This window comes from Pseudoalteromonas sp. D15MCD-2 (assembly GCF_038562745.1).
Taxonomy (GTDB): Bacteria; Pseudomonadota; Gammaproteobacteria; order Enterobacterales; family Alteromonadaceae; genus Pseudoalteromonas.
The window spans coordinates 2726441-2749204 of record NZ_JBCFQE010000001.1 but is presented as its reverse complement, the minus strand read 5'-3'; the positions used below and the strand labels follow the sequence as shown (position 1 = coordinate 2749204).

The window sequence follows — 22764 nt, the reverse complement described above, 5'->3', positions numbered from 1 at the left end:
GAGTGAGATATGATCAGTAAAACTTTTATATCTCGCCCAAAATTTGCCTTGGTAATTTCGATTGTTATTACCATTGCGGGTTTAATTTCAATGGCTTTGCTGCCTGTGAATATGTATCCGCAAATAACCCCTCCGCAGGTACAAATTAGTGCTAGTTACCCAGGTGCAAGTGCGCAAATTGTCGAAGAGTCGGTGATCCGGCCCATAGAAGAGCAGGTTAATGGTGTTGAAGATATGATGTATATCGAATCAACATCGTCGAATAACGGCACGGCCAACATAACTGTGTATTTTAAGGTCGGCACAGATACAGATATTGCCCAAGTTAACGTACAAAACCGTGTGGCACTTGCAGAAGCAGGCTTACCTGAAGAGGTTAAGCGCCAAGGTGTGTCGGTTAAGAAAAAATCGAGCTCGATGCTACTTGGTATCAACTTGTACTCTAACCAAGAAAATATCGACGCTATTTTCTTAAGTAACTATGCAACTAACTATTTAACCGAGCCACTTGGCAGAATAAATGGAGTTGCATCTGCTGAGGTAATGGGTGAACAAACCTATTCAATGCGTTTGTGGTTACGCCCAGATCGAATGGCGTCACTGGGTTTAACTGTGTCAGAAGTTCAAGCTGCGCTGCAAGAGCAAAATACTATCGTAGCAGCAGGTAAACTGGGGGCTGCCCCCTCTGCACCGAGCCAGCAATTTGAATATTCGATTCAGGCAAAAGGGCGTTTAAAAACCCCTGAAGAGTTTGGGCAAACCATCATTCGCTCGAGTAAAGATGGTAACTTCGTGCGCTTAAACGATATTGCCCGTATTGAATTAGGTGCGGCAAGCTACAGCACAACAGCAAAGTTAAACCAGCAAGACACTGCATTCTTAGTTATTTATCAGCTAACAGAAGCGAATGCGACACAAGTGGCTACTGATGTAAAAGCCCGTATGGCAGAGCTTGCTAAGCAGCTACCTGATGGCGTTGAGTACTCAATTCCTTATGACACTACAGAGTTCATCAATCGCTCGATTGACGAAGTAGTTGTAACCCTTGTTCAAGCGGTTGGCTTAGTTATTTTAGTGGTGTTTTTATTCTTACAAAATTGGCGCGCTACGCTCATTCCAACGGTGGCTATTCCGGTATCCTTAGTGGGGACTTTCGCGTTTATGATGATGATGGATTACTCCATCAACTTAATCACCTTGTTTGGTTTAGTGCTTGCAATAGGTATCGTGGTAGATGATGCCATTATCGTTATTGAAAACGTTGAGCGAATACTAAAAGAAGAAAAGCTGCCGATTAAAGAAGCGGTTACCAAAGCGATGGAGCAGGTATCGGGGCCAATCGTGGCAACGACCTTAGTTTTGCTTGCGGTGTTTGTGCCAGTAGGCTTTATGCCGGGAATAACCGGTGAGCTTTATAAGCAATTCTCGGTGACGATTTCTTTTGCGGTACTCATTTCATCATTAAATGCACTGACATTAAGCCCTGCATTGTGTGCTTTATTGTTAAGCGAAAAAGCCATGAAGCCGATTAAATGGTTAGCACCGTTCGAAAACATTATTACTCGCTCAACCAATGGTTACAGTAAAGTTATTAACTTTATCCTCAAACGTACCGCCAGAATGGCATTATTTGCTCTGGTAATCTTTGCTGCCGCAGGGTGGCTAGTAAAAACAGTGCCTACAGGCTTTGTACCAGCAGAAGACCAAGGCTTCCTGTTTGTTGATGTGCAATTACCAGATGCGGCAGCAAGCGGTCGTACCCAAGATGTAATGCATAAGCTGGGCGACATTGTAAAAAATGAACCAGCGGCAACCGATTTTATTGCGGTGTCTGGTTTCTCATTACTTGGCGGTGCGGGTTCTAATAATGCGCTTGGTATTGTGGTACTCAAAGATTGGGAAGAGCGAACTAGCCCTGATCTTGGTTTACGAGCGGTACTAACGCGCTTAATGGGGCAGTTCTGGGCGATGCCTGATGCGCAAATCATGGCCTTTAACCCGCCTGCAATTCCGGGGCTTGGTAACAGTGCTGGCTTTGAGTTTAGGTTACAAGATAGTGAAGGGCGCGAGCCTGCAGAGCTTGCTCAAGTATTAAATGGCTTAATTTATGAAGCGAACCAGCGCCCAGAGCTATCAAATGTTTACAGTACATTTAGAGCCAATGTGCCGCAGTATTTCCTTGAAATTGACCGTAATAAGGCAAAAGCTCAAGGGGTCGCGCTTAGCGATATTTTCTTAACTTTACAGGCGCAACTGGGCTCATTATACATTAATGACTTTAACCAATTCAGTCGTACTTACCGTGTCATCATGCAGGCGGAAAGCCGTTTTCGTCAAAACCCCGCAGACTTACAGCACTACTACGTGCGTAATGATGAAGGAGCAATGGTGCCGCTCACTACATTGGCTAAACTTGAGCCAATTCTTGGCCCTACAAGTTTAACGCACTTTAACTTATACCGAAGTGCAAGCATTAGCGGACAACCTGCGGCGGGTTATGCCAGTGGTGATGCTATTAAAGCAATGCAAGAGTTGGCTGAGCAATTACCAACAGGCTATGTGTACGAGTGGGCTGGGCAGTCTAAACAAGAGATTGAAGCGGGTAACATGGCGCCAATTTTGTTTGGCTTAGCGGTAGTATTTGTGTATCTATTCTTAGTAGCGCAATACGAAAGTTGGACAATTCCGTTTTCGGTCATTGCAGCGGTACCGCTGGCGTTATTTGGTGCCATGCTTGCGCTGTATGTAATTGGTATGGAAAACAACATCTATGCACAGGTTGGTTTAGTGCTACTGATTGGCTTGTCCACCAAAACCGCCATTTTGATTGTTGAGTTTGCTATGGAAGAGCGCGCGGCAGGCAAAAGTATTTTTGAAGCGGCTCTTAACGCGGCAAGATTACGCTTTAGAGCGGTGTTGATGACGGCATTGTCGTTTGTACTTGGCGTATTGCCGTTGGTGTTTGCAAGTGGCGCAGGGGCAGGTAGCCGAATATCGCTCGGTATTACCGTGTTATTCGGGATGTTAGCTGCAACCATTTTTGGTACCTTGCTTGTTCCTCTATTTTATACGCTCGTGCAATCAATGCGCGAAAAAATAAAAGGCACAGCAAGTGCTGAGTAAAATCTGTTATTAATTACAAAAAAGTCAGGGCAACCTGGCTTTTTTTTTGGTAAAACTCAAAAGAGGTTTGTTATCATAACCAGATTCAAAGCGACACACATGTGCAGAGGTTTAAGGAATGGCTGGTCCACGCTTATACAGTGAAGAAGAAGTAACTCATCAGGCTTATGATATCTTTTTAGAATTAGCGCCTGATAATTTAAGCGAGCAAGATATTGCTGATTTTAACGAGCACAGAGAAGAGCTTGGCTTTATTGAAGAAGGTGAGCCTGACGAGCAGTGGCAAGATTTTGTTGCACTCGAAATTGAACCTGAGCTATTTGTACAAGTCTTAGTAGGACTAGAATTCGACAATCAAGATATCTTGTTTGCGAAAATTTTAATTAGCCGAGACAAAGATGCACCGTTTTGCCACATTCTTTGGAAAGATAGCGAATAACTCTCCAGCCGATGTTTGACTCTACTTTTAGTTGTTTTAATTCAATAAAACGAATTATTTTGCCCGCCCTGCTAGTTTGCAGTTGGCAGGCTTTTGCTGTTGATCCGTTTGAAGACTTCCATGAGTACGGCCAATTATCAGAAGAAGAAATCCATAAAATTCATAAAGGCGAGTTGCTGTACGGAGATATGGAGTTTGGTTTTATGGTAAGCCGTGGCAATACCAACTCAACCAGCTTCAAACTTAAAGGTAACCTATACCAAGATTTCGAAAAGTGGCGTAACCAATTTAAGCTCGATACTTTATACAAACGTGACCGTAATGAAGAAACTGGTGATGAAGAAGTCTCTGCTGACCGTATTTTTGTATCGGGCCAAGGTAACTATAAGCTAAATGTGAAAAATGAGTCATTTTTCATATATGGTGACTATGAGCGAGATAAGTTTAGTGGTCTTGAGTTTAAGAGCACCATAGCGACTGGTTACGGTAACCGCATTTACCAAGGCAGCAAGAATAAAGTCGATATCGATGTGGGCCCTGGTTTATACCGCTCGGTGGCTGATCAAGAGACTGCAACAGAAGAAGATGAAACAAAAACAGGTTATCTGCTTCGTTTAGCGCTGCAGTGGGAGCGTACGGTCTCTGCTCGTACTCGCTTTAATCAAGATGTCAGTTATGAACAATCATTGTCAGGGTTAAACTCGCGTTTAAAGTCAGAAACATCCCTGATCAGCAAAATTATGGGTGATGTATCACTCAAATTTACTTACATGTATCGCTATAACTCAAAACCAGAGGAAGATAAGCTCAAGTACGATTCTGAGCTGAGTGCAACCTTTGTTTATAGCTTTTAAGAGAATACTTCAGAATGTATCAACATAAACAGTACGCTATTTTTATTTTTGTTATCTTAGGCTGGATTGGCGCCTTCATTGCCTTAGCTTGGAACTTAATTGGTGCAGATATTCCTCTTATGGTGTTTAGCGCTATCTTAGTGCTGGTGGCCTTTTTGTTTCATGGCTTAACGATTAAGGTGAGCGATAAAACAGTAAGCTGGGCATTCGGTCCGGGTGTATTTGGTAAAACAGTGACTTTTGATGAGATTGAATCAGTTCGAGCGGTAAGTAATTCATTTCGCCATGGTATTGGTCTGCGTATCACGCATGATGGCTGGGTTTACAGTGTATCTGGATTTAGTGCTGTTGAATTGGCAATGAAAGACGGTACGCACTATCGCTTAGGGACAAATGACCAAGAAGGCTTACTTGCTGCGCTTAGAGAGCATATTGCAGAACCTGTGACAGACGCTTCTGTGGATACAGAAGAAGTAGTCGAATAAGAACACAGCAGATATAAGAAAAGCGCCAATGGCGCTTTTTTTATAGTAATGGTTTAGTGGCTGTGACCACAACCACCTTCACCGTGCACATGACCATGTGCTAATTCTTCTTCAGTTGCATCGCGTACTTCAAGTACTTCAACATCAAAATGAAGGGTAATACCTGAAAGAGGGTGGTTACCATCTACAATAACGTCTTCGTCTTGAATTTCAATGATCATTACTGATTGGTCGCCAGCGTCTGTCGTAGCGCGGAACTGCATACCAACTTCAATTTCCATACCTTCAAACATTGATTTTGGCACTGCTTGCATTAGGTCATCGTGACGCTCACCATAGCCTTGCTCTGGCTCAACTGTTACGCTGAATGTGTCGCCCGCTTCTTTACCTAATAGCGCATTTTCGAGGCCTGGAATTAAGAAACCCGTGCCAACGATAAACACTAGTGGCTCGCCATCGAAAGAGTTGTCGATGGTGTTTTTGTTATTATCCAATACTGAATAATGCATTTTTACCACTTTGTTTGCTGCTACGATCATAGTCATTCCTATTTATTCATCTTCGAGAGAGTAAGGCAGAGCTTGAATAGATAACTCTACCTGAGGGAGGTGTTTTGCTCGCAAAATTTGGCCTGCTTCATTGTCGTTAGGAAGCACAACCAGACCCATTAAGGTTTGCGTTTGTTGATTAAAACTTTGGCTAATAAGCTTGCCAGCACGGCGCCAGTTTTCGCCCATTTGTGTTTCGAGTTCAAGCTCGTCAAGTAAGCCTTCAGCTTTGCCCGAAACTATATACATAGCACGTTTATTTTTGCCTAGGTATTTCATACGAGCGACGGTTTCTTGCCCTGTGTAGCAGCCTTTTCTGAAACTGATACCACCAAGCGCTTGCAAGTTAACCATTTGCGGTACGTATTCGCCAATAGCGTCGCTGTTTAATGACGGCTCGCCTGCGGCAATAGCTGCCTGTTGCCATAACGCGTCATCATCAAGAGCTGTGACGTTATCAGGTAAGCTAAATTCTTCGTTGACCATAAGCAAGACACGGTTATCTGCAAGCTTTAACGCTTTACCGCCAGCAAAGTCGACTGCGCTGTGCTCGTCGTCAAAATTAATTGCTAAGGTTTCTAGAGTCGCTGTTAGGTCATCACCTAGTAAGCCAATTAGCGGTTTTTCAGATTGCTGAATTTCTACTTGCGAAAATACCGCATATTTTTTTAACTCGACTAGCGATTGCTCTACCTCAGGTTTTGAGCCCGCAAGGTAATAGCTATCAAGGTGTGAAAACAACCTAAACACACCCCAAAGCTTGCCTTTTGCATTACAGTGGCCAGCCCAAAGGAAGTTATCATCAGTTAATTTGTTGATATCTTGCGTAATTTGTCCGTGAAGGTAAGACAACTTATCTTTGCCAGTTAGGCTGATAAGTGAATAAGATAAAGGACATGCGTAAACAGTCGACATAAAAACCTTCTTTACGATATGAATGAGCGCTAATGATAACTTAGTTAGGGTAGCAATTTAAATAGCTGTTTATTCGATAGCAATTTGGTAAACTGCAGACAAATAAGTACGAGGTTTAAAATGACTGAAATTCACAGTAAAGAACGTATTCGTTGGGCATGCCGTCGCGGTATGTTAGAACTAGATGTTTTATTTATGCCATTCGTTGAAGAAGCGTTTGACTCACTATCAAAAGAACAGCAAGCCGTTTTTCAACGCTTACTTGAGTGCGATGATCCTGATTTATTCGCCTGGTTCATGGGTCATGAAGAGTGTAAAGACCCAGAGCTTAACGGTATGGTCGCGTTAATTTTAGACCGAGTTCGTGTATAGATTTACCGTTACAAATAACACCCCAGACCACAAACCCTTTGTGGTCTTTTTTTGCTTAACAGCCATCATATTATGCTTTGTTTACCAGCATGTTTTCGCTCAACTTTTGGCTTGTTTAGCGTGCTTTTTCTTAGCCATTCTTAGTTTTAAAAAAGTCCAGCAAGCACAGCCTGAAAAGGGTTTTATAATTTTAGAGCAAGCAGAGCTCAGGTTTGTTAACGACAAACTTAAAATTCAAGGCCAGATAACAGCTAAAAGTTATGTGTTTGCTAATTTTGTAGTGCTGAGGTTGGCTGGGTTTTATCAATCACACTGGCTGATTATAAGCTCAGCCAGTGTTGATGAAGAAAGTTTCTCGCGTTTAAAGCGTGCGATTATTGCAGTGCAGCAACCGACTTAGGCGTTAAAATTGTTGGTGTTGGATTTTCGTTTTGCTCTGGGTAATCAATCGTGTAATGAAGACCACGACTTTCTTTACGCTCAAGGGCGCTGCGAATAATAAGCTCTGCAACCTGTACTAGGTTTCGAAGTTCTAATAAGTTATTTGTAACTCTAAAGTTCGCGTAATAGTCGTGAATCTCTTGCTGCAGTAATTCAACGCGGTGAAGCGCACGTTCTAAACGTTTTGTTGAGCGTACAATACCCACGTAATCCCACATAAATAACCTTAGTTCATGCCAGTTGTGGGTAATAACGATTTCTTCGTCTGAGTTAGTTACGCGACTTTCATCCCAAAGTGGTAAGGCTTCAAGGGCAGGGCTTGCATCGATTTTGCTCAGAATATCTTTCGCGGCAGCATGAGCAAACACGATACATTCAAGTAACGAATTACTCGCCATACGATTAGCACCATGTAAACCTGTATAAGCCACTTCGCCAACCGCGTATAAGTTATCTAAATCTGTACGGCCATTAAAGTCGGTCATAACACCGCCGCAGGTATAGTGTGCAGCAGGCACCACTGGAATGGCTTCTTTGGTAATGTCGAGGCCAACACTTAAGCATTTTGCGTAGATAGTTGGGAAGTGTTCAATGATAAAGTCTTTGTCTTTGTGACTAATATCAAGGTACACACAGTTCGCACCAAGGCGTTTCATTTCAAAATCGATAGCACGAGCAACAATATCGCGAGGGGCAAGTTCTTCGCGCTCATCAAAGTCTTTCATAAAGCGAGTGCCATCAGGGCGTTTTAAATACGCACCTTCACCGCGCATTGCTTCGGTGATCAAAAAGTTTTGCAGCTCTGGATGATACAAACTTGTTGGGTGGAATTGGTTAAATTCCATATTGGCAACACGGCACCCTGCACGCCATGCCATTGCGATACCATCACCACTCGATACATCAGGGTTAGAAGTATATAAATACACTTTACTTGCGCCACCTGTTGCCAGTGACACGAACTTAGCAGCTATAGTTTCAACTTTTTTATCAACACAGTTCCACACATACAAGCCGTGAACATGCTTGCCTTTTTTGGCTAAGCTTTTATCTGTGATTAAATCGATGGCATTGTAATTTTCTAACAGGGTGATGTTAGGGTGTGCTTGTACTTGGCTAATTAAGGTGGTTTGCACTGCTCGGCCAGTTGCATCGGCAGCATGTAAAATACGACGATGACTATGACCACCTTCGCGAGTTAAATGAAAACGCTCTTTACCTTTTGAATCGAATTCCATATCAAAAGGTACGCCTTGCTCAATAAGCCACTTTAAACATTTTTTAGCATTGCTTGCTGTGTAGTAAACCGCATCACGGTCACATAATCCGCCACCTGCATCGAGTGTATCTTCAACATGAGATTCAATGCTGTCATTCTTTTTATCAAATACTGCTGCAATACCACCTTGAGCATATAAGGTAGAACCTTCAGTTAATGCGCCTTTACTAAGTACCGTTACCTTACAGTAATTAGCAAGCGATAAAGCAAGAGAAAGGCCAGCGGCGCCGCTGCCAATGATAGCGACATCAGTAATGTGATGTTTATTTTGGTTCATGTCTGTGGTCTTTGCGGTTACAATGCTCGGCTAGTAGTGCCAAAAGTTTGAGCAAATAAATTTTTATGTGGTATACGTATATGTACCATATTTGCTTTAACACTATTAGTCATTTTAATACGTTATACCAATCTTATTAGTTTTATCGTCACATAAACAGTTTATTGTTAGCTGTTTTTAATTGTGAATTCAATTTAGATAACCGTTGATTTTTAAGCAGTTATTGAGGTTGTCGTGTAATAAGATTGGTATGACTCAATTTATTTGCGTGCTATTTTATAAAAAAATCATTTTAAACTGAACTTTTATATTCATGGTGCAGTCAGAGTTTGTGTAAACAATGGCGAGTATATGAATAGCAAGCAAGAATCAAACAGAGGAGTACCGGCTCGAATGAGCGAGCAGGATTTGGATTTAGCGCTAGTTAAAAGGGTCCAGCAAGGAGATAAAAACGCCTTCAACCTATTAGTTAGAAAATATCAGAATAAAATTGCAGGTTTGATTTCACGTTATGTATCGAACCAAGGTGATGTTGCTGATGTCGCACAAGAAGCTTTTATTAAAGCTTACCGTGCTTTACCTAACTTTAGAGGTGATAGCGCTTTTTATACTTGGTTGTACCGTATCGCCGTAAATTGTGCTAAAAATTACTTAGTTGCGCAGGGTCGTAAACCCCCAGCTAACGATGTTGATGCCGAAGAAGCAGAATTTTATGACAGTGCAGATGCAATGCGTTCAAACGCATCGCCAGAAAACCTGTTATTAAGTGACGAAGTACGTGCTGTAATTTTTAATACGATTGATAGTTTGCCTGAAGATCTTAAAACCGCGATTACCCTTCGTGAAATTGAAGGTATGAGCTATGAAGAAATAGCCGTGGTTATGGATTGCCCAGTGGGAACGGTGCGTTCACGTATTTTCCGTGCCCGTGAGGCGATTGATAATAAATTGAATCCATTAATAGGTGAGTCTTAGTATGACAAAAGCAGACGTTAACAAGTTGGATAATGAGCAGTTGTCCGCGTTACTTGACGGCGAGCAGCAGTTAACTGATCAAGCGATCACAAACGACGATGTATCTACATTTGGTCGTTACGCAATGATTGGTGATGTAATGCGTGCTGAGGCAAATAACAACGCTTTTAATTTCGACATTGCAGATGCAGTGGCAGAATCACTTGAGCAAGAACCTGTATACGCAGATTTCGCGAATAAAACAACGGCACCAAAAAGCGAAGAGATCGTGGCGGCAACAGGCACAGATAACGTGGTAGCATTTAATTGGCGTCGCCCATTTGCCCAAGTGGCTATTGCTGCTAGTGTTGCTATGTTTGCGATTGTGGGCGTACAAACATTGCCACAAAACACCGAGTCACCGCAAAGTGACATTCCAACATTACAAACAGTACCGTTAACGGGTATGGCTTCTCCTGTAAGTTACTCATCTGAGCAGCCTGCATTAGAAAATGCAGAGCAAGGTTTACGTGAGTTACAACAGCAGCGTATTGGCGCATTAGTTCTTGAGCACCAACGTCAAGCACGTGTTGCATATTCGCTAGAAAAATCGCAAACTGCAGAAAATGCAGACGAGGAAAAAAACTAATTAAATGAAAGTTTTTACTTTTATTTTGTCGCTGGTATTAACGGCTCCAGCCATTGCCAGCGACGAAAATCCCGCCAAGACTTTATTAAATGATATGGCTACGGCCGTTCATACTCGCAACTTTGACGCATCATTTGTGGTTGTAAAAGGCCAAGCTATGGAACCCTATCGCTGGTTACATGCAAAACAAGGTGATATTGAACTTGAGCATCTAAGTTTACTCAACGGCGCTGGCCTAGAAATGGTGCGCGTTGACGATCAAGTTACCTATTTTGAGCCTCATTCAGAGCCTTATTCAGTTAAAACAGACTCTATCGCTGGGCCAATTCCTGAAGTACTTTTTAAAGATATTAACCGACTAAGCGCTCATTATGATTTTGTGCTTGGCGGAAAAGGCCGTATTGCAGGGCGCTCAGCACAGTTAGTGCGTATTGAATCAAAAGATGAATACAAATATAACTATTGGATTTGGTTAGATACTGAGTCATCGTTGTTACTTAAATCTGCCTATGTGAATCACAAAGGTGAGATGCTTGAGCAGTTACAGTTAACTCATATCAGCGTAACAGAACAGCCAGCGCCTATGTTAGTTGAAATGCAAAATCGTGACTTTCCTGCGGTGTTGGCGACTAACGATTTAGCCAATAATGAAGACAGCGCAGCGAATGATTGGAAAATTGGTTGGTTGCCAGATGGCTTTAAATTATTAAAGTCAGATCGTCATAAACTTGACTTAAACAATGAACTTGCTGACTATTATTTATATTCAGATGGGTTTGTTGAAGTGTCTGTTTTTATTCAAAGACCTTTACCGGGTAAGCGCGCAAGCGGTGCTTTAACGTCAGGCGCAACGACTGTGTATGTACACAATGGTGGTAGCTTTGATGTATCGGTTGTTGGTAATATCCCTGCTATGACAGCCAAAGCTATAGCTGAGTCGGTAGCGCGACCTCTTTAAATCATGATTGAACAAACACTCACTGTCGTGTCGGTAAAAGGCACGACAGCGAATTTAGAAGCAGAGCAAAAGCAAGCCTGTGCCGGCTGTAATGGTCGTTGTGGTTCGCAAGTTTTTGCAAAGCTGTTTGGAACAGCTAAAAAAACCTTTCCTTATACCTTCGAAAAAGAGCTCCAAGTAGGGCAAAAAGTAACATTAGCACTCGATGATAGTCACTTAGTTAAACACGCTATGGCTGTTTACATGCTACCCCTTTTGTTTAGCTTAGGGTTTGCTTTGATCGCATTTTCGGCTTTTTCGCTTACAGAAGGCTGGCAAATTTTAGCCGCCGTGATTGGTGGCATAACGGGCTATGCGATAGCAAAATCAAGGGTTAAGAGCCTTAAGCATGATATTAAAGTAATAAAAATTCACCCAATTACTATTCCTTTCACTCAAATAGATGGTGATTAAAGCCAATTAAATGTAAAATTGTCGCTTTATACACTTAGTCCATTTTATATAGAAGTTTAGAATCCAGTTTATGAAGCATATCCGTAATTTTTCGATCATCGCCCATATTGACCATGGTAAATCGACTCTCTCTGACCGTCTTATCCAAGTTTGTGGTGGTTTAACAGACCGTGAAATGCAGCAGCAGGTGTTAGACTCAATGGACATTGAGCGTGAGCGTGGTATCACCATCAAAGCGCAAAGTGTAACGCTAAATTATAAAGCTAAAGACGGCGAAACATATCAGTTAAACTTTATCGACACGCCAGGACACGTTGACTTCACATACGAAGTATCACGTTCACTTGCAGCCTGTGAAGGTGCACTTTTAGTTGTTGATGCGGGTCAAGGTGTTGAAGCTCAAACTTTAGCTAACTGCTACACAGCAATCGAAATGGACTTAGAAGTTATTCCAGTTCTAAATAAAATCGACTTACCACAAGCCGATCCACTTCGTGTAGCAGAAGAAATTGAAGACATCATTGGTATCGATGCCCTTGATGCTGTGCAATGTAGTGCTAAAACCGGTATTGGTATTGAAGAAGTACTCGAAATCATTGTTAAAGATATTCCGCCACCAGAAGGTGACAAAGATGAGCCACTACAGGCGCTTATCATTGACTCATGGTTTGACCCATACCAAGGCGTTGTATCATTAGTACGTATTAAGCACGGTGAATTGCGCGCGGGCGATAAAATTAAGATCATGTCGAATGATCAAGTTCACATCGCAGATAAAGTGGGTATTTTCACGCCAAAACAAACCAACACGGGTATCTTAAAAACCGGTGAAGTAGGCTTTGTTATTGCGGGTATTAAAGAAATCCATGGTGCACCTGTAGGTGATACCATCACTTTACAACGTAATTCTGCTCCAGAGCGTTTACCAGGCTTCCAACGCATTAAACCGCAGGTTTATGCTGGTATGTTCCCAATTTCATCAGATGACTATGAATCATTCCGTGATGCGCTTGATAAATTAAGCTTGAACGATGCGTCGTTATTCTTCGAGCCAGAAAACTCAACAGCACTAGGCTTTGGTTTCCGTTGTGGCTTCTTAGGTATGCTACACATGGAAATCATTCAAGAGCGTCTTGAGCGTGAATACGACATTGACCTTATTACCACTGCGCCAACAGTAATCTACGAAGTAGAGACTAAAGACGGAACTAAACAGATAGATAACCCGTCTGACTTACCGCCGGTGAATAATATTCTTGAAATCCGTGAACCAATTGTTGAAGCTAACATATTAGTTCCGCAAGAGTTTTTAGGTAACGTAATTACGCTTTGTGTTGAAAAGCGTGGTATGCAAACTAAAATGAGCTACCATGGTAAGCAAGTTGCGGTGACGTACGAATTACCGATGGCTGAAGTAGTCATGGACTTCTTTGATAAGTTAAAATCAACAAGCCGTGGTTTTGCATCGCTTGATTATAACTTTAAGCATTTCCAAGCTTCAGACATGGTACGTGTTGACGTATTAATTAATGGTGAGCGTGTTGATGCGTTAGCGATTATTGTACACCGCGATATTGCACAATCACGTGGTCGTCAGTTAGCCGAAGCACTGAAAGACTTAATTCCACGTCAGCAGTTTGATATTGCGATTCAAGCAGCGATTGGTCAGCATGTTATTGCCCGTACAACAGTTAAGCAATTACGTAAAAACGTAATCGCGAAATGTTACGGTGGTGACGTGAGCCGTAAGAAGAAACTACTACAAAAACAAAAAGAAGGTAAAAAGCGAATGAAGCAACTAGGTAACGTTGAAGTACCTCAAGATGCATTCTTAGCTATCCTTAAAGTTGGTAAATAATTAGAAGTAAATAAAGGAATTAATGCATGGCGGGTTACTTTTCTATTTTCTTAGTGTTGTTAACGCTAGGCTCAGGATTAATTTGGTTAATTGACCACTTTATGTTTGCGCCAAAGCGTCAGCAACGCATTGCCCTTGCTCAAAACGCAGCAGGTGGCGAATTAGACGAAGAAACCGCTGCATTAATTGCGCCTGAGCCAAGTATCACTGAAACGGCAAAGTCAATTTTTCCGATGATTGCAGCGATCACTATTTTTCGCTCTTTCATTTTTGAACCGTTTCAAATTCCATCTGGTTCAATGATGCCAACCCTATTAGTGGGCGACTTCATTTTAGTGCAGAAGTACTCATATGGCGTTAAAGATCCTATTTGGCGTAGCCAGTTAGTTGATGTTGATGAACCTGAACGTGGTGATATTGTGGTATTTAAATACCCATTAGACGAGCGCGTAGATTACATTAAACGTACGATTGGTTTACCGGGCGATAAAATTGTATATCGCAATAAGCACCTTTATATTCAGCCAAAATGTGCCGAAGGTGTAACGCAGCAAGGTGATTTGCTGTGTAATGAATACAACAAAATTGATATGGAAATCCTCAATAGTGACGAGTTCAAGCAGGGTTCGATGAATTTAGTGCGCTTAGAAGAAAACCTAAGCACATTGAATCATAATATTTTAATTAACCCGCAAGCTCCTGAAATGAAAGGCCGTTATTATCAACAACCAGGTACACGCTCAGACGAGTGGGTTGTTCCTGCCGATCATTATTTCATGATGGGTGATAACCGTGATAATAGCCAAGACAGTCGCTTTTGGGGCTTTGTACCTAAAGAAAACTTGGTAGGTAAAGCCGTCTTTATATGGATGAGTTTTGAATTTGAGAATGGCCCAGATGACTTTTTACCAGGCTGGGTTCCAACTGGTGTTCGTTTTGAACGCCTAGGTAATATTCAGTAACGATGAAAAAAAACGTAACAGAGTTATACAACAAAATAGGTTATACATTTACTGATCAAGCTTTGCTTGAGCAGGCAATGACGCACCGCAGTCATAAAGGCCAACACAACGAGCGCTTAGAGTTTTTAGGTGATTCGATTTTGAGCTTTGTGATTGCGAATGCGCTTTACACTAAATTTCCAAAAGCACGCGAAGGTGATTTAAGCCGCATGCGTTCGACCCTAGTTCGTGGTCAAACGTTGGCTGAGTTTGGCCTAGAGTTTGGCTTAGGCGATTACTTACGCTTAGGTCCAGGTGAGCTTAAAAGCGGTGGTTTTCGCCGTGAATCAACCCTTGCTGATGCCGTTGAGGCGATCATTGGTGCGGTGTTCTTAGACTCAAACATTGAACAATGTGGTGAGTTAATTTTAAGCTGGTACGAGTCGCGTCTTGATGCAATTTCGCCAGGCTTAAATCAAAAAGATCCAAAAACATTACTTCAAGAATACTTACAAGCGCGCAAATTATCGTTACCTGGCTACACTGTAATTGATACAAAAGGCCAAGCGCACAATCAAACATTCACGGTTGAATGTATTGTTGAAGGGATGGATAGCATTATCTCAGTAGGTAGCTCACGTCGTAAAGCTGAGCAAAAAGCCGCTGAAAAAGCCTTAAAGATACTTAAAAATGAATCTTGATGATTTAATTAGCAAAGAACCTGCAGAGCTAGATACGCACTGCGGTATGGTTGCCATTGTTGGCCGCCCAAATGTAGGTAAATCAACCTTACTTAACTATATTGTTGAGCAAAAGGTGTCTATTACTTCTCGTAAGCCACAAACCACACGCCACCGTATCATGGGTATTCATACCGAAGGTAAATACCAAGCTGTTTATGTGGATACACCAGGCTTACACGTCGAAGAAAAACGTGCTATTAACCGTTTAATGAACCGTGCCGCATCAAGCTCAATTGGCGATGTAGAACTGATCATCTTTGTGGTTGAAGGCACACACTGGAACGAAGACGATGAGATGGTACTAAATAAAGTACGTCAGAGCGGTCGTCCAGTATTATTAGTTATGAATAAAATTGACCAAGTTAAAGACCGTGATTTAGTGCTTCCGCACATGCAGTTTTTAGGTGGTAAATTTGATTTTGTGGCTATTATGCCGGTCTCAGCAAAGCAGGGTAAAAATATTGATTTAATCAAAGATGAAGTGAAAAAGCGTTTACCGCTTTGTGAGTTTTACTTCCCTGAAGATTACGTAACAGACCGTTCAATGCGCTTTATGGCGGCTGAAGTGATCCGTGAAAAGCTGATGCGCTTTATGGGTGATGAGCTACCATATTCAGTCACCGTCGAGATCGAGCAGTTTAAATGGCAAGAAAACGGTGTTTGGCAAATTAATGGTTTGATCCTCGTTGAGCGTGAAACGCAAAAGCGTATGGTGATCGGCAATAAAGGCGAAAAGCTCAAAGTGATTGGCCGTGAAGCTCGTAAAGACCTTGAAGATATGCTTGATAACAAAGTGTTTTTAGAACTTTGGGTAAAAGTGAAGTCTGGCTGGGCTGACGATGAACGTGCGCTACGTAGCCTTGGCTATGGTGAAGACTAAGTAAAGTCTTACACGCCATGGATAGCGAATTCTACACAGCATACTTGCTGCACCGACGTCCATTTAGCGACTCGCAAGTCATGCTCGATATGCTGGTAGAAGGCGTAGGTCAGCTGAGAATGCTGGCCCGTGTTAGTGGTCGCCAGGCCACTAAACATAAAGCACAATTACAACCTTTCCAATCTCTGCTCGTACAATATAGCGGCAAGTCTGATTTAAAATACATTAATCGATTTGAACCCCATGGCCGGCAAACTATGTTGCAGGGTACCGAGCTTTATTGCGGCTTCTATATGAACGAATTAACCAATCGTATCGTACCTATCAATGAGCCGATGGAAAGTGTATATCATCTTTATAAACAGCATCTAGACGAGTTATCATGCACTAAAAACCTACAAGCTGTGCTGCGCTCTTACGAGTTTCAACTATTAGAGATGCTGGGTTATGGCGTTGATTTTAGTGTTGATGCCGAAGGTGATGAAATTAACGATGCAGCAAATTACCAGTACTTTGCTGAATACGGTTTTTTACTGCATGACGACCCCCATAGTGGCTTTTCAGGAAAGCAATTAAATGCCATAGCAGCTCATGACTTTAGCGCCCCTGATGTGTTATATATGGCAAAGCAATTAAGTCGATACCTACTCAAGCCTTTACTTGGTAAAAAGCCATTAAAAAGCCGTGAGTTATTTATTAAGTAGGCTGATGTTCAGCCTTGAATCGTTGTTTTAAACAGGTAAAAAAATGAAAGATATTCTTCTTGGTGTAAACGTTGATCACATTGCCACTTTACGCCAAGCGCGTGGCACGAGTTACCCAGATCCTGCGCATGCTGCAGCTGTTGCAGAGCATGCTGGTGCAGATGGTATCACCATTCATTTGCGTGAAGACCGTCGTCATATTCAAGACCGCGACGTATATGTGATGGCAAAAACGATTCAAACACGTATGAATCTTGAAATTGCAGTCACCGATGAAATGATCGACATCGCCCTTGAAGTGAAACCTGCTTATGTTTGTTTAGTGCCTGAAAAGCGTGAAGAGCTCACCACTGAGGGTGGCCTGGATGTTGTGGGTAATTTTGAAAAAGTAAAAGCAGCAACAGAAAAGTTAACTGCAGCAGGAATTAAGGTCTCGTTATTCATTGATGCCGACAACGCACAACTTGACGCTGCAAAAGCGTGTAATGCTCCATACGTTGAAATTCACACCGGTGCTTATGCTGATGCTGAAAATGACGAAGAGCTTCACACTGAGCTTGAGCGTATTCGTAGCGGCGTACAATATGCTGATAGCTTAGGTTTAATCGTTAATGCCGGCCATGGTCTTCATTATCACAATGTAAAACCTATTGCGGCAATGCCAGAAATTTATGAGTTAAACATTGGTCATGCGATTATTGCCCGTGCAGCGATTGATGGTTTAGAAAAAGCAGTCAGCGATATGAAACGTTTAATGATTGAAGCAAGACTTTGAACTGCCGCTCTTTTATAGACGCTGGTAAGTTTGAATACTGAGCGCGGTGGATATGATATCCACCGCGTTTTTATTTACTCATTTATTTACTCAGATAAACAATAAATTGTGCAAGCAATGAAGATAGCCAAGGCGAAAGGCAGAGTAGGGCCACTAAATATTGATGTTTTTTCTTAAAGCTTTTTAAAACATCATCATCTATTGCCGACAATTCACCTTTCTTGATTGAATGAAAAACCATTGAGTTAGGTTTTGCCTTCATTAAACGGGCTTGGCTTTCGTATGTTTGCCACTGCTCTGTGTAATTGGTTTTTACGTAATTATTAGCTTCAATACTTAGTTTTTTATAGCGGAGGAAAAACCAAGTGAGTGAAATAGCACTAAAGATGATAAGTAAGATAAAATACAAAGCAAGCTCCCTTTAATACTTCACTACGCGTGTACCCGTGGAATAAATAATATCTGAACTAGGGCATGAATAGTTAGGTTTTAGCTTTTTGCAAGATTGCTCAGGTGTGTCAAAACAAAAATCAAAGCGAGTTTGGGTTTTCACCGCTTTATCAGTAATATTTTTCGCCAGTTCATTCCAGTGCCAATTAGTGATTACATCTTTTGCTGCAGCGGCAAATACAGGGTTAGTTGAGGCAACTACCTGAATATCTCTAATCTCATTTTGTGGCGTAATGACATACTCAATAGTTGCGCAACCTTCTTTTGCTTGGATAACTGCTTTTTTGGGGTATCTGGCAGGAAAGCGTTCAAGCTGTTGCCATTTTGCTGACTCCATTTCATTATAGCTAACAGCTAAATCTGCATACTCTAATTTTACGGGTTTCTCTTCGGTTGATGTGCAACCAAATACAAACAAACTACCAGCTAGCAATAAATAGTTTTTCATTAATATATTCCTTTATACAATTTATTGAGTGTTCTCTTATCGTTGTTGCTCAACCATTCCCGCATCACTTAACAAGTTATTCAGCTCATCAATCAGCTCAAATAATTCAGGCTCAATGTAATTTAAATCGCAATCGCCTTTTAAAGCGGTTTCGAGTGTTTCTGCAAGTGATTTTAGTTTTGGTACGCCGGTGTAACAACATGCGCCATGGAACTTGTGGACTATACTAAGTACATGTTCACAATCTTCTTTTTCTATAGCTTCATTGAGTAGGCGCAAGGTTTCAGGCACGCTGAGTAACAACATATTGAGCATTTCAAGTGCTAGTTCTTCTTTTCCGCCTGCGCGTTGTAGTGCCAATTGCCAATCGAGGCGGGCACTTTCAAATGGAGGTTCAGAGTCAACTGCGGCAGTTTTGCTACGTTCACGATTAATCGGCGCTTGTGGGCTATGATCGCTAATTATTTGTTTTAGCATGTCTTCATCAATAGGCTTAGTTAAATAGCCTTTAAAGCCATCTTTAAGTAGTTGCTCTTTTTCACCTGCGAGGGCGTGAGCAGTAACCGCAATGATGGGGGTATCTTCATTGAGAGATGACTCGCGAATAAGTTTACATGCGGTAATACCATCCATAATTGGCATTTGGATGTCCATGAAGATCAAGTCATATTTATGGCTTTTACTTAAGCTGTAAGCTTGTGAGCCGTTGTGTGCGGTATCAATTAGCTCAATTTGTTCTTCAAGCAAGGTGCAAATTAGTTTTAGGTTGGCATCGTTATCGTCAACAACCAGTACTTTAAGTGGTAATAATTTTTCATCACCTTGCTCAATGTTATGCACCGGGTGGTCAAGACGGTAAGGCGCAGCAAGTACCTCACATAATTTACGGTGGTTAAGCGGTTTACTTAAGCAAGCATCTGCGCCGCTACCAACAAAGGCTTCACGCATATTATGCGAAACAGTATTAAGCATTATGTATAAATAATCAGTGACAGGACGCACTGCTTTTACATAACTCTTAAGTTGCTGCATATCGTCAATAGTAGCGGTATGGCCAATAATACAAATATCGTAGCTGAAGTCTTTGTTGATCTCATTTAAGAAGCTTTCTTCATCCATGCAGGCGGTAACGCGAGTTTGCCATTCATGCAGTAGCGATAACGTTGCTTGATGGGTATGCTCATGAGGCTCAAGATACAAAATACGCTTATTGATCAGTGATTGTGTTGGTAAGTCACTGGTAATTGAGTTACTTGGCGTTCTGAATACGGCGTTGAACGTAAAGCAGGTACCATTACCTGGTGCTGAGTTTAGGGTAATGCGGCCATTCATCGCTTCAACAATATGTTTAGTGATGATTAACCCAAGACCTGTGCCACCAAATTTACGGGTGATACTCGAGTCTGCTTGGCCAAATGGTGTAAATAACGCATCTTGTTTATCCATTGGGATACCCACACCGGTGTCGGTGACAGACACCAAAATAGAGGCGCGCTCTTCATCTAATAAGCGGTAGCCAACATCAACCTTGATTGAGCCTTTTTCAGTAAATTTAATGGCATTACTTAATAGGTTTATCAAAATTTGTTTAAAGCGGGTCGGGTCGCCAGTTAGGTTGTCTGGTACTTGCGGATGGATAAATATTGAAAGCTCAAGTTGCTTTTCGTGAGCACTTGGTGCCAACAAGGTCATAACTTCATTAATATTGTCACGGAGCTGGAATTGCATTGACTCAAGTTCCATGGCACCGGCTTCTAATTTCGAAAAGTCTAAAATGTCACTGATAATTGTAAGTAAGCTATTGGCCGACAGTTCAATGGTATCTAGATAATCTTTTTGATGCTTATTCAGCGGGGTTTTATAAAGCTGACGCGTAAAACCAATTACACCATTTAAAGGCGTACGTAATTCATGACTCATTTTAGCTAAGAAGTCTGACTTTACTCGGTTCGCATCTTGCGCGTCTTTTTTAGCAATACTTAACTGAATATTTTGGGTTTCGTATTGTTCAAGTGTTTCGCGGTAATCAGAGGTTGCTTGGTCAATGTGCTTTTGCATCTCATCACGTTGTACAACCATAGTTTCTGAAATGGTATTTAAACCAGTACGTAAGAGCTCAAACTCGCCAAACATTTTTTGATCAAGTCCGGTGTCTACTTTACCTTCAATGAGTTTGTCGGTAGCTAGTACTAACTTATTAAGTGGCTGAATAAACATCCGAGTTAATCTAAACGCTAATACGGTGGCAAGTATGAGTGCGAGTAAAATCACTACGCCACTGACCAATAATGCTCGTTGCTGGCCAATAATGGCTTGTTGTTTGTTAAGCATGATCACCACAGTGCCTAGCGATGCTTGGTAGCTGTGATGATTCCAAATCATGTCTTGGCGGCTATGATTAATTATGGCAGTAGAAAATGTTAAATAGTGCTCAGAATTTTGTACTTGAATGCCATCCATGCTGTTTGCATTGCTGCTAACAATTTCTTTGAATTCGCTTTGGTATTTACTAAAAATCACTAACTCATTGTTTTCATCAAAAATAGCAATTGATTGGATAGCAGGGGAGTGTTTGTTATGTGTATGACTAACTAAGCGAGTTAATAAGGCTTTATCACGCTTTATTAATGGTTGCTCAACAGCAATGGCAAGGGGCTCAATAATAGTCACGCCCTGTTGATACAAAATTTCATCGAGCTCAATGTAACGATTTATTGTAAAATAACCGCCCAGCAACAAGCCTATGATCACAGTCGGTATAAGTGTAAGGGTTAAGACTGAGTCACGTAAGCCAAATTTAGTCATAAAGAATGTTGTTATCATTATTATCGTTGTTTAAGAGTATATACTTACTCCCGCTTTATCAATAATTAAGGTGTTGCCCGATGGCACAGATTTTCAAAGCCAAAAAGAAATCCGTTTCGCAAAAAATGCTAACCCTCAATGTCACTGCTATGGATCACCAAGGGCGGGGCGTTGCTAAGCAGGGAAATAAAGTCTGTTTTGTTAATGGTGCTTTGCCGGGTGAAGAAGTAAAAGCGTTATTGATTGAAGATAAGGCACGTTTTGCCAGTGCTGATTGTAAAAAAGTACTATCAGCCTCAGCGCATAGGGTTACTCCTTTTTGTCAGCATTATCAGGTTTGTGGTGGTTGTCAGCTACAGCACCTTAATGCAGAGCAACAATTGGTTGAGAAGCAAGCTGCGGTGAGTCAGCTGTTTAGCAAGTTTGCTAAAGCTGATGACTTAAATTGGCAAGCACCTCTGCTTAGTGAAGAGCACCATTATCGTCGCTCTGCGCGTATTGCTGTAATGCATGACAAAGCTGCAAAGAAAATGCGCGTAGGGTATCGAGCTCAGGGTTCTAAACAATTGGTGAGTATTGAAAGCTGTGATGTGCTGAGCAGCACTTTTAAAGACGTTTTTTCAGTTTTTGATGTTCTTATCAACAGCCATTCAGGTCTGAGCAGTATTAGTCACTTACAATTATGTGAAGCTGATAATGCGGCCTTTGTGGTTATTAGGCATACCAAAGCTATTAATGCAGAGTTAAAAGCCATAGTCGTAGCGGCGTGTGATGAATATAGCTGGCGTGTTGTGTGGCAATCACAAAGTGGTGAAATTGATCACAGTGACCATCCAATGCCGTACTACCAGATACCAGCTTATGATTTACGCTTTGAGTTTGGCCTTGAAAACTTTATTCAAGTTAACCCGCAAGTGAACCAAGCTATGCTGCATCAAGCAAAACAGTGGCTTGATTTACAAGGTCATGAGCAGGTATTGGATTTGTTTTGTGGTATTGGTAACTTTTCATTATTGATTGCAAAGTATGCTAAATATGTTATTGGTGTTGAAGGGGTCGATTCTGCGGTTGCATTAGCAAAACAAAATGCGCAAACTAACTCATTGTCGAATACCGATTTTTATTGTTTTGATTTAACAAAATCAATGCAATCAGCTGCTTGGTTTAGTGCCGAACTTGACGTGTTAGTTCTTGATCCATCACGTACTGGCGCAATGGCTATTTTAGAGCAGTTACCACTTACTCAGTTTAAAACGATTTTATACGTCTCTTGTGATCCTGTTACTTTAGCCCGTGACAGTGCAATTATTTTACAAGCAGGCTTTAGCATTGAAAAAATTGGGCTTATGAATATGTTCCCGCATACCGGGCATATTGAAACGATGGCGTTATTTCACAGGAGGTAAAGCGCAC

Annotated in this window: 23 protein-coding genes; 17 read left to right on the top strand and 6 right to left on the bottom strand. The window is 41.6% G+C overall.

Annotated features, from left to right (window positions below; translation table 11 throughout):
* Positions 1 to 9 precede the first annotated feature (9 nt).
* The 4 genes from AADY36_RS12660 (at position 10) to AADY36_RS12645 (ending at position 4901) form a co-directional block, all read left to right on the top strand.
* On the top strand, positions 10 to 3123 hold the full coding sequence (locus tag AADY36_RS12660) for an efflux RND transporter permease subunit (protein WP_055197904.1): 3114 nt from the start codon (positions 10 to 12) through the stop codon (positions 3121 to 3123).
* Positions 3124 to 3241: 118 nt separating this feature from the next.
* The gene (locus AADY36_RS12655; RefSeq protein ID WP_054554325.1) at positions 3242 to 3562 is read left to right on the top strand and encodes an HI1450 family dsDNA-mimic protein; all 321 of its coding nucleotides are present in this window, start codon (positions 3242 to 3244) and stop codon (positions 3560 to 3562) included.
* A 59-nt stretch (positions 3563 to 3621) separates the two neighbouring features.
* Complete coding sequence (locus AADY36_RS12650; RefSeq protein WP_370316364.1) at positions 3622 to 4416, top strand: DUF481 domain-containing protein; 795 nt, start codon at positions 3622 to 3624, stop codon at positions 4414 to 4416.
* A 14-nt stretch (positions 4417 to 4430) separates the two neighbouring features.
* On the top strand, positions 4431 to 4901 hold the full coding sequence (locus tag AADY36_RS12645) for a hypothetical protein (RefSeq protein WP_054562259.1): 471 nt from the start codon (positions 4431 to 4433) through the stop codon (positions 4899 to 4901).
* A 53-nt stretch (positions 4902 to 4954) separates the two neighbouring features.
* Here AADY36_RS12645 and AADY36_RS12640 read toward each other — a convergent pair whose 3' ends face one another.
* A complete protein-coding gene (locus AADY36_RS12640) occupies positions 4955 to 5440 on the bottom strand; it encodes an FKBP-type peptidyl-prolyl cis-trans isomerase (RefSeq protein WP_054554327.1) in 486 nt (161 codons plus the stop codon).
* Positions 5441 to 5452: 12 nt separating this feature from the next.
* Positions 5453 to 6364: a tRNA-modifying protein YgfZ gene (gene ygfZ / locus AADY36_RS12635; RefSeq protein ID WP_054562258.1), complete on the bottom strand. Its 912-nt coding sequence runs from the start codon at positions 6362 to 6364 to the stop codon at positions 5453 to 5455.
* A gap of 120 nt (positions 6365 to 6484) precedes the next feature.
* On the opposite strand from ygfZ, the gene AADY36_RS12630 reads away from it, so the two are divergent.
* Both AADY36_RS12630 and AADY36_RS12625 read left to right on the top strand, forming a co-directional pair.
* The gene (locus AADY36_RS12630) at positions 6485 to 6736 is read left to right on the top strand and encodes an FAD assembly factor SdhE (RefSeq protein WP_054562257.1); all 252 of its coding nucleotides are present in this window, start codon (positions 6485 to 6487) and stop codon (positions 6734 to 6736) included.
* Positions 6729 to 7136 carry a protein YgfX gene (locus tag AADY36_RS12625; RefSeq protein WP_055197906.1) on the top strand — a complete coding sequence of 136 codons (408 nt, stop codon included), beginning with the start codon at positions 6729 to 6731 and terminating at the stop codon, positions 7134 to 7136. Before AADY36_RS12630 ends, AADY36_RS12625 begins: the two co-directional genes overlap by 8 nt.
* On the opposite strand, the gene nadB is transcribed toward AADY36_RS12625, so the two are convergent.
* Positions 7111 to 8733 (bottom strand): L-aspartate oxidase, encoded by a 1623-nt coding sequence (gene nadB / locus AADY36_RS12620; protein WP_342409042.1) that lies wholly within the window; start codon positions 8731 to 8733, stop codon positions 7111 to 7113. The two genes, AADY36_RS12625 and nadB, sit on opposite strands and share 26 nt — an antisense overlap.
* 393 nt (positions 8734 to 9126) lie before the next feature.
* Between nadB and rpoE the strand changes: the two genes are divergently transcribed.
* From rpoE to pdxJ, 10 genes are all read left to right on the top strand, one after another.
* Entirely contained in the window at positions 9127 to 9708 is a 582-nt protein-coding gene (gene rpoE, locus AADY36_RS12615; protein WP_036969086.1) for an RNA polymerase sigma factor RpoE, read from the top strand.
* 1 nt (position 9709) lies between these two features.
* Entirely contained in the window at positions 9710 to 10336 is a 627-nt protein-coding gene (locus tag AADY36_RS12610; protein ID WP_054562254.1) for a sigma-E factor negative regulatory protein, read from the top strand.
* A 4-nt stretch (positions 10337 to 10340) separates the two neighbouring features.
* Positions 10341 to 11294 (top strand): MucB/RseB C-terminal domain-containing protein, encoded by a 954-nt coding sequence (locus AADY36_RS12605; protein ID WP_054562253.1) that lies wholly within the window; start codon positions 10341 to 10343, stop codon positions 11292 to 11294.
* A gap of 3 nt (positions 11295 to 11297) precedes the next feature.
* Entirely contained in the window at positions 11298 to 11747 is a 450-nt protein-coding gene (locus AADY36_RS12600) for a SoxR reducing system RseC family protein (protein ID WP_054562252.1), read from the top strand.
* 70 nt (positions 11748 to 11817) lie between these two features.
* A complete protein-coding gene (gene lepA, locus AADY36_RS12595) occupies positions 11818 to 13605 on the top strand; it encodes a translation elongation factor 4 (RefSeq protein ID WP_054562251.1) in 1788 nt (595 codons plus the stop codon).
* A gap of 26 nt (positions 13606 to 13631) precedes the next feature.
* On the top strand, positions 13632 to 14567 hold the full coding sequence (gene lepB, locus AADY36_RS12590; RefSeq protein WP_054562250.1) for a signal peptidase I: 936 nt from the start codon (positions 13632 to 13634) through the stop codon (positions 14565 to 14567).
* Positions 14568 to 14569: 2 nt separating this feature from the next.
* Complete coding sequence (rnc, locus tag AADY36_RS12585; protein WP_054554337.1) at positions 14570 to 15247, top strand: ribonuclease III; 678 nt, start codon at positions 14570 to 14572, stop codon at positions 15245 to 15247.
* Positions 15237 to 16169, top strand: a complete 933-nt coding sequence (gene era / locus AADY36_RS12580) for a GTPase Era (RefSeq protein ID WP_054554338.1) — start codon at positions 15237 to 15239, stop codon at positions 16167 to 16169. Before rnc ends, era begins: the two co-directional genes overlap by 11 nt.
* A gap of 17 nt (positions 16170 to 16186) precedes the next feature.
* The gene (gene recO, locus AADY36_RS12575) at positions 16187 to 16873 is read left to right on the top strand and encodes a DNA repair protein RecO (RefSeq protein ID WP_054562249.1); all 687 of its coding nucleotides are present in this window, start codon (positions 16187 to 16189) and stop codon (positions 16871 to 16873) included.
* Between the two features lie 43 nt (positions 16874 to 16916).
* Positions 16917 to 17648 (top strand): pyridoxine 5'-phosphate synthase, encoded by a 732-nt coding sequence (pdxJ, locus tag AADY36_RS12570; protein WP_054554340.1) that lies wholly within the window; start codon positions 16917 to 16919, stop codon positions 17646 to 17648.
* An 82-nt stretch (positions 17649 to 17730) separates the two neighbouring features.
* On the opposite strand, the gene AADY36_RS12565 is transcribed toward pdxJ, so the two are convergent.
* From AADY36_RS12565 to barA, 3 genes are read right to left on the bottom strand one after another with little or no spacing between them, the layout of a single operon-like run.
* Positions 17731 to 18057, bottom strand: coding sequence for a hypothetical protein (locus AADY36_RS12565; protein ID WP_055020676.1), 327 nt, complete (start codon positions 18055 to 18057; stop codon positions 17731 to 17733).
* A 12-nt stretch (positions 18058 to 18069) separates the two neighbouring features.
* Positions 18070 to 18546, bottom strand: a complete 477-nt coding sequence (locus tag AADY36_RS12560) for an energy transducer TonB (protein WP_055020677.1) — start codon at positions 18544 to 18546, stop codon at positions 18070 to 18072.
* Between the two features lie 36 nt (positions 18547 to 18582).
* Positions 18583 to 21351 carry a two-component sensor histidine kinase BarA gene (barA, locus tag AADY36_RS12555; RefSeq protein WP_054562246.1) on the bottom strand — a complete coding sequence of 923 codons (2769 nt, stop codon included), beginning with the start codon at positions 21349 to 21351 and terminating at the stop codon, positions 18583 to 18585.
* Positions 21352 to 21431: 80 nt separating this feature from the next.
* Between barA and rlmD the strand changes: the two genes are divergently transcribed.
* Entirely contained in the window at positions 21432 to 22757 is a 1326-nt protein-coding gene (gene rlmD / locus AADY36_RS12550) for a 23S rRNA (uracil(1939)-C(5))-methyltransferase RlmD (protein WP_063529469.1), read from the top strand.
* Positions 22758 to 22764: the final 7 nt, after the last annotated feature.